Origin of the sequence: Aeromonas sp. HMWF014 (genome assembly GCF_963878295.1) — a bacterium.
GTDB lineage: Bacteria > Pseudomonadota > Gammaproteobacteria > Enterobacterales > Aeromonadaceae > Aeromonas > Aeromonas popoffii.
Window position 1 is genome coordinate 1 of sequence record NZ_CAWNYS010000126.1, and the last position, 7,870, is coordinate 7,870.

7 protein-coding genes are annotated in these 7,870 nt (G+C 46.6%); 6 read left to right on the plus strand and 1 reads right to left on the minus strand.

The genetic code is table 11. The features are described from left to right. The first annotated feature begins 697 nt into the window (after positions 1 to 697). From AAC083_RS05015 to AAC083_RS05035, 5 genes are read left to right on the plus strand one after another with little or no spacing between them, the layout of a single operon-like run. Positions 698 to 1,942, plus strand: coding sequence for a class-III pyridoxal-phosphate-dependent aminotransferase (locus tag AAC083_RS05015; protein WP_042034279.1), 1,245 nt, complete (start codon positions 698 to 700; stop codon positions 1,940 to 1,942). Further along, positions 1,942 to 3,003 (plus strand): zinc-dependent alcohol dehydrogenase, encoded by a 1,062-nt coding sequence (locus AAC083_RS05020; RefSeq protein WP_108536008.1) that lies wholly within the window; start codon positions 1,942 to 1,944, stop codon positions 3,001 to 3,003. The genes AAC083_RS05015 and AAC083_RS05020 overlap by 1 nt, the downstream gene beginning before the upstream one ends. Positions 3,004 to 3,019: 16 nt before the next feature. Further along, the gene (locus tag AAC083_RS05025; protein ID WP_108536009.1) at positions 3,020 to 3,655 is read left to right on the plus strand and encodes an HAD family hydrolase; all 636 of its coding nucleotides are present in this window, start codon (positions 3,020 to 3,022) and stop codon (positions 3,653 to 3,655) included. A gap of 44 nt (positions 3,656 to 3,699) precedes the next feature. Then, positions 3,700 to 4,845, plus strand: a complete 1,146-nt coding sequence (locus tag AAC083_RS05030) for an MFS transporter (RefSeq protein WP_042034274.1) — start codon at positions 3,700 to 3,702, stop codon at positions 4,843 to 4,845. 33 nt (positions 4,846 to 4,878) lie between these two features. After that, positions 4,879 to 5,463 (plus strand): DUF1349 domain-containing protein, encoded by a 585-nt coding sequence (locus tag AAC083_RS05035; RefSeq protein WP_108536010.1) that lies wholly within the window; start codon positions 4,879 to 4,881, stop codon positions 5,461 to 5,463. 504 nt (positions 5,464 to 5,967) lie between these two features. Here AAC083_RS05035 and AAC083_RS05040 read toward each other — a convergent pair. Further along, entirely contained in the window at positions 5,968 to 6,885 is a 918-nt protein-coding gene (locus tag AAC083_RS05040; protein WP_108536011.1) for an FRG domain-containing protein, read from the minus strand. Between the two features lie 603 nt (positions 6,886 to 7,488). Between AAC083_RS05040 and AAC083_RS05045 the strand changes: the two genes are divergently transcribed. Next, positions 7,489 to 7,870: 4Fe-4S binding protein (locus AAC083_RS05045; protein ID WP_181364654.1), on the plus strand; the 382-nt coding region annotated here is incomplete at its 3' end.

Here is a 7,870-nt window from a genome sequence, read left to right on the forward strand (position 1 = left end):
CTATTAAATTGTTATGTCAAAGTTAGAGAGTTTGTTTTTTTCAACTATGATGAAATTTAAATCTAATTTTAAAGTTTTTAATTGTCATTCATGACCAAATGAAACCGCTTTCCGGGGGCTCATTGGAAACTATTTGGTGACATGTGAATCTGTATGGGATATTAATATTATTAATGTTTTTGGGCATCGATTATTTGTGTCTGCAATGTTGGTCATTTTTTAAAGTGGCAGCTGAAGATCAATCTTTGATGGGTTTCAGTTCCTGCTGATGCTTGATTGAACCGGTCACTTTCCTCTCGGATGTTTATTGTTCAAGATGCTTGGTATTTGGATGGGGTGTGATATGTAACATAGACGCTTAATCACTGAGTGTGTCTGTAGAGTGATGTATGTTATTTAACAAAGTCATCAGTATTAATTACGCTGGCCAATACTTTAGCTGATGCAATTGTTAATTATTGCATGTCTTGGCTGTGTGCTTTTTAATAAGCGCCGACTCTTCATGCACTGTGCTTTATTCTGTAACGTTCAGCACGCTTGCTCGTGTAATAACTGCTGATTTAATTATTCGGCAGGGGAAAACCACGTCCAATTTTTTATGCAAGTAATGGCCGGGCCTAGTCTGGTTTATCTGCATATAAATAGAGTGCTGTGGTAAATGTGATGCTTGTATGTAAGCAAACTAAGGAGTGTATAAATGGAAGACTTTTTCACAAAAAACATGTCGCGTTATCGTGGTGATGGTCCATATCTGTATGTCGATGATGTCAAGAATATAGACGCGGCATCTGGAACATTCAATCTTCCGCTTGGCTATACCCATCCGAGACTGGCCAATAAATTGAAGCAGCAAATAGACAGATGCGCTCACCTTAGTTCTGCTTACACATGGGAAATGTCGCAACACATACTTAAAAAACTGCGCAAGCATACACCACCCGCAATAGACAGAATCTGGTTGCGTGATGTGTCTGGCTCTGGTGCGGTTGAATGTGCCATCAGAATGGCACAAAAATATACCAAGCGTTCGGGTGTCATATCACTTTATTTGTCACATCATGGACAATCTCTCGCTACCGCCCAGATTTCAGGCAATGCATTCCGAATCAAGAATTTCAACATCAACATAGCGGGTTCATTAAAAATACCTACCCCGCCAAGTATCATGGCGATGAATGCTGATGATACCTCTTTGGCGAGTTACCCTGATCTGGATGAAATGCTGCAGTTAGGTTCCAACGATAATATAGCATGCCTTATTATCGAGCCGATTATGGGTAATGGTGGAAATATCGTTATCCCGCAAGAGTTTTACCGGTCTCTCAGAGAGTTCTGCCATAAAAATGGCATTGTTATTATTGCTGATGAAGTTCAGACGGGGTTTGGCCGTACCGGAACATTTTTTGCCTCTAATGGTTATGCAAAAGAGCTGGACCCGGACATCATAGTATTTGCCAAAGGTGCTGGTGGTATTGGGATTCCGACTGCCGGGGTATTGATGAAACCAGAGCTTGATGTATTGGAATCTTTTGAACACTCCAGCACGTCAGGGGCCAACCCACTCTCCCTGGTGGCGCTTAATGAGGTCATTGACATCATTGAGGATGAGGCGATTCTGGCAAACGTGACAGAGAATGAAGAATTTTTGCGTGATAGTTTATTGTCTCTGCAGAGCAAATACCGTGATATTTCAGGTGTTCGCGGATTAGGCTACATGTTTGGCTTTGACACACCATCAGCAGAATATGCAGCCAAGGCAATAGAAATTGCTGCCAGTCGTGGCTTGATTATCCGTGGTGCGCGTTATGGAAAAAGCCGGGCGTTAAAAGTTCGTCCACCCTTGATTTGTACCCGTCAACATTTGGCTGAAATTATTTTAAAGCTGGATGAAACATTTTCTGTAATGAGCAAAGTTCATTCATTAGTGAAGGAAGTCGCATAATGCTGGCACTCAAATATTCAAAGTCGTGGCAAGTCGATGTCGTGAAGGTAAACGATCTTGCTTGTCTTGAGGCGGATGACGTTGTGGTCGATATTGCGGTATGCGGTATTTGTGGGACTGATGTTGGCATCATCAGTGGCGCATATCCGGTCGCCGTGCCGGGCACCACGCTGGGTCATGAGACCAGTGGCGTTGTGGCCCGGATTGGTCAGGGAGTGACAAGGCTCAAGGTTGGGGATCGTGTTGTGGTTAACCCGACTTATGCCTGTGGCGAGTGCAGGATGTGCCAGACGGGCAATCCCAACCACTGCGAACAAAAAATGGGGACCGAAGCCGGTGTGTCCTATGATGGCGCTTTTGCTCATCAGTATCGCGCCAAAGAGGCTTTTCTACGCAAACTGGATGACCACGTCAGTATGGAAGCCGCTTCTCTGACCGAACCCCTGAGCTGTACCATTACCGGTGTCGATAAGCTGGCGATTACCCACACCAATATTCGGGCCGCCGTGGTCGGGGCAGGACCAATGGGGATGCTCTATCTGTGGGTTTTGTATCATCAAGGCCTCAAACCCTTCCTGGTGGAAAACAATCCGGGCCGTAGCGAGTTCGCCAGGGAATGCCTGCCGCCATCGACCATGTTATATAGTGATTTCGAGCAGGCACTGGAACAGGAATACGGCAGTAAACAGAGTCAGATCGACTTGTGTGTCGATACGACTGGCCAACTTACCGAGCTTGTTTTCTCCCATTTGGCTCCGGGTGGGAAACTACTGAATGTGGCGTTGAAAGACAAACATGCAAAATTGGATGTGTTGAAAATTGCAGATAAAAGTCTGTCTGTCATTGGATCCATCGACTCCTTGAATAACAGTTTTGAGCGGGCCTATGTGATGATCCGGGATGGTGACATTCCAGTGGCAAAGCTGATCAGTCATGTGTTCGATTTTTCAGATTATCAGGCAGCCTTCAAAACAGTTGGCTGTGATATTGCCAATAAGACAATGACGCCATTTTTTACGCCGAACTGTAAGGTGCTGGTGCGTCTGGCAGATATAAAATAACGGTTAGAGAAACATCATGCAGCCCATTACGGTTATATTTGATATTGATGGCGTTATCGTTGACAGTGAACAACTTCACTTTGATGTATTACGCTATTTGGCTCCAGACCATGCCTGTTACTATCAGCCTCAGCAGTTGATTGGCTTAAGTTTGGAAGAGACGCTTGAGCATATAAAAGTCCCGCAGGCGCTTCAATCAGACATTGTTTCAAAAACAATTTCCACCTATAAGGAAAAGTTAAACGAGGCATATCTTCGCCCGGGTGTCGTGACTTTGACGGCGGCCTTGCAAAAGTTAAATATCAAGTTTGGATTTGTCTCTACCGCCCCCAGAGATATCTGCTTGGCCAATATCGCATTACTTGGCCTAACAGAGGCGCCTGTGCTGATTTCTGGTGATGATGTGGCACGAACCAAGCCGCATCCAGACCCCTATCTGGCCATGCTGGCGTTATTGAATACGTCTGCGGACAATGTGGTGGTGATCGAAGATACCGATCTTGGCATGCTGGCAGCAATACGTGCCGGGATTGAGCATGTATATGCCTGGCCACATGCGTTATCTGATCAACAACACTATAAACATGCTGTCGCCATCATTGAACGATTAAGCGACATTGATGCGTTTAAATCGTTTTACCCCGCAGTCTGATCTCTTGCTCCCTGAATACAGGGAGCTGTTTTAGGAAGTTCATTATGTCAGAGTTAGCCATACCGCTTTTTATCCAGCAACCCGTACAGGCAACGCGAAAAGCATTCTTTATTGCAGGTTTCAGTCTGGCCACATGGGCCCCGCTTATCCCACTCGTAAAAGAACGTTTGCAAGTCGAGAATGGCACCATGGGGGCGATATTGCTGGCCTTTGGTCTCGGTTCACTGCTGATGATGCCGCTATCAGGGATGCTGGCATCACGCTATGGCTGCAGACGTGTTTTTACCTCGGCGTTATTGGTTGTACTGCTCACCTTGCCGGCACTGGTTGTGTTGGATCAGGTTTTGCCAATTGCGATAGCGTTATTCATATTTGGGGCAGGAATAGGCGCCATGGATGTGGTGGTCAATATTCATGCTGTCATCACTGAAAAACGTGCTAACAAGCCCATAATGTCAGGCTTCCATGCTCTGTTCAGTCTGGGCGGCATTACCGGGGCAGGGGTGGTCAGTGCGCTATTGGCGCTCGGCGTCTCGTCGCTGAACGTCGTATTTATGGTGCAATTTTTTCTGGTGCTGTTAATCCTGTCGGCCTGGCAGGGATTGCTCAATGAATCGGAACAGCGTGATACACCATTTTTTGTGTTGCCACATGGCAGTGTCATCATTTTGGGCGCCCTGTGCTTTATTGCCTACATCATGGAAGGGGCGATGCTCGACTGGAGCGGCATACTGTTGCTGGGCCAGCCAAATGTTAATGCCAATCAAGCCGGGGTTGGTTATACCCTGTTTGCCGTGACCATGACGATTGGCCGATTTACCGGTGATCGTGTGATCGCCATGTTTGGCCATAAACGAGTGTTTGTATCCAGTGCAATATTGGCGACCGGTGGATTTACCATATTGGTGCTCAGTACTTCTCTCTGGATGCTGGCGTGTGCCTTTTTGTTGATTGGTCTTGGGCTGGCCAACGTTGCCCCCATGTTATTTACCGCCTCTGGTCGCCAGAAGGCCATGCCCGATGCGCTGGCGGTGGCTGCGGTGTCAACGATGGGGTACTCAGGTATTCTGATTGGGCCGGCCATCATAGGGGGGCTTGCTCACATCTTCTCTTTAATTGGTGCGTTTACCTGCGTAACCTTGCTCTCTTGCGCACTGTTTCTCAGTTACCGCAAGGTACAGCTTGATTGAGGCCCCGCCTATATTGCTAAGGAAGCGAATTCGATGAAATGTGACATAAAGAAATGGTATTGGCTCAACGAGCCAGCCACCTGGCACTTGAACGAAGGTAAATTGCAGGTGGTGACCGACCACAAGAGTGATTTTTGGCAAACGACCTGGTACGACTTTCAGCGCCATTCTGGCCATGTTTATGGCTGTGAAGTGGAGGGCGATTTTACGTTTCAAGTGTGCGTCGAAGGCGACTACACCACGCTATATGACCAGGCTGGCCTGATGTTGATTCAGAACGAGCAGCACTGGTTAAAAGCAGGCATTGAGTTCAATGATGCGCAACCCATGATAGGGAGTGTATTAACCAACCCTTGCTCTGACTGGGCAACGGGCGTGTTTACAGGCCATGCAGGCCGCTTCTGGCTGCGCTTGACGTTAGCCAATGGTGCTTTGCGGTTGCAGTATTCCTGCGATGGTGAGCATTGGCCCTTGTTGCGCCTCTGTCCCTTCTCGGCGGCATCATGCAACTTTATCGGCATCATGTGCTGTACGCCGGAGCGTGAAGGGTTGGCGGTGACCTTCTCTGATATGCGTCTTTCCCCTCCGCTTGGCAAAGCACTGCACGATCTGAGCTAGTCAGGGCAGGGCGCTGTCGCCATGACTGCGCAGAGCGGTGCATTGGCATCTGCCATTGCACCGCCATTGCTGATAGCTGGCCGCGTAATAAATGACACCAGCCAGACCATCCGCCCCACGTCTGCCAAGCCGTCAGTGACTGCCGTGCCAGTGTGGTGACTGTTGTAGCCGCCATAACAGCAGCCACCATCAAACAAAGAGAGAGGATATATACGTAGGGTGCAATGAACGAAGTGAATTGCACCGCTAATTTAATGCGTAAGAGCAGAGGTGCAATGCGTTGCGCTTATTGCACCCTACGGTACTCGCAATGACCTTTGATACTCTATACAACTTGTCAGCGACAGGTTCTACAGAAGTAAAAATTACAGTGTCGACTTTTTCACAATGTTTTCTTATAATCCTAATCTTTTGATGATTCATATTTAAATCAAAATTACCCGCATTGTTTACAAGACTCTATAGGCATTGCATACGTCACGAAAAATAATTTAACATATTTTTCTACCAAAACACCTTTATATCTATCGGAGATAGACTCTTAATACTAGACTCGAACTCTATCTCATCCAGTTCATAGTCATTTTTGATAAACTGAGACACCATATCGATTTCTGGGAATAATTTTGCTTTTGATATTCCAACCCCAGCGAGCTGTTTCAATAGTCTTACCTTATCAGCTGCTTTGATAATATATCTTTTGGCATTAGGTCTAAAAATCCAATTGTCGGGGACAATGGCTGGTGTAAGTTTATTTTGCTCAATCCCAAATAACAAAAAAGCACCATCTTGTCGAACAACTCTCGGGTTATCAAGTTTTGGTTTAACACAAACTACACTTTTCACATGCTGCGGGTTAATTCGCTCTAAAAAATGAGGCTTCTCTTGCTTAATATCATGCATTAGTTTTAATACGTGATGATTGTTTTTATGATGAAAACTTTTATAATCACCATCGAATTGCTTTGCAATTTCAAAGTCTGACTTAGCCCATGCTATATTTGAAACCACGCTGACGGTATCACTATCAAAATACTTTACATCTGATTTTGGTATTTTAAAGAATAATATTTCACCATCTTTTTCTTTGTTGTTTTCACCGATGCAGGAAAAATAAAGGGCTACGAGAGGGTTTTCTGTTATATCTAGTAATCTAGTTGGTAAATCATAATGCTGCATCTTAACAAGCTTTTCAAAGCTACTCGCCATACTACTAAATTCAGATGGGCATCGCATGATGATCTCTCGAATCATTTTATCTTCATTGGAGATCCAAACTGATTTTCTATAAATTGATGGTCGCAGAAGGAATTCTTTATCTGCATGCCCTCTAAAGAAAAACAAACTATCTTTATCTTCTAACTCTGGGATTATACCAAGTAATGTCCTGAGGCTTCCCAATCGAGCTTCTTGAATATTCACGAATACATCCTTTTTATTTTAGTTTATCTATAAACCATAATACCCATACAGATCTGCTTTTAACTCGCACAGGATTTCATTGAAATGGTCCCCTGAAGCTAGTTGCCAAGTGGCACATATTAACCAGATGGATAAAAAACAGAAGGGGCAGGGGCTAAAAGCCGGCTCTGGCTCAATAAATTTATCAATGTAAGGCGCTTTATCGTTCGGCTTGATGCTGATGGGCGGGTTAGCGAGGACAACCAAACAATCAGCCGCCCCGCCATTCTCTCTGATAACGCTATTTATGCCTCTCGATTATCAGCTGGGGCAGGGGCCTGTCAGCCGGTGTCGAGCTCGTCACTTTTGTCGTGTCGACCACAGTGCTGCGGGGCTGTCGTCATCGTCACCGGCCTGACATTCTGCGACCAATATTCTTATTACCCCTTTACTTTCAATCGCTTGTGAATTTTATTTCGCTCATGTCCGTTTTTGGTCTGATAAATGCTCGGTGAGCAGGTCGGCTGTGTCGCCGGTGTGTGAGTGTGGGCCCCTTGGGGCTGGCACCTGGGCACGCCGGGCGATGCCAGTGCGGCAGTAACGAACCATTTAGGATCCCTCTCTATGAACAGCTTCGTGATTGCAGATCCCAGTCTCTGTATTGGGTGTCGTACCTGTGAGGTGGCCTGCGCCGTGTCACACCAGTCAAGCTCCGGCAGCGGGACCCTTGAGCGGGAGGGGGGCCTGCAGCTTGCCATCGAGGATGGACATCTGGTCTCCAAAGACAGCTATTTCCAGCCGCGCCTGAAGGTGATCGTCGGCAGCAAGGTGACCACGCCTGTGCTCTGCCGCCAGTGTGAAGACAAGCCGTGCGCCCTGGCCTGCCCCAACCATGCCATCGTGACCGAAGATGGTTGCGTCAAGGTGTTGCAGGCGCGCTGCATCGGCTGCAAATCCTGCGTGGTGGCCTGTCCTTACGGTGCCATGGCGGTGGTGGTGAAAGAGG

What these genes read in the sequence shown, in the direction of transcription:
- AAC083_RS05015 (WP_042034279.1), top strand. Translation starts at nt 698, where the DNA reads ATGGAAGACTTTTTCACAAAAAACATGTCGCGTTATCGTGGTGATGGT.
- AAC083_RS05020 (WP_108536008.1), top strand. Translation starts at nt 1,942, where the DNA reads ATGCTGGCACTCAAATATTCAAAGTCGTGGCAAGTCGATGTCGTGAAG.
- AAC083_RS05025 (WP_108536009.1), top strand. Translation starts at nt 3,020, where the DNA reads ATGCAGCCCATTACGGTTATATTTGATATTGATGGCGTTATCGTTGAC.
- AAC083_RS05030 (WP_042034274.1), top strand. Translation starts at nt 3,700, where the DNA reads ATGTCAGAGTTAGCCATACCGCTTTTTATCCAGCAACCCGTACAGGCA.
- AAC083_RS05035 (WP_108536010.1), top strand. Translation starts at nt 4,879, where the DNA reads ATGAAATGTGACATAAAGAAATGGTATTGGCTCAACGAGCCAGCCACC.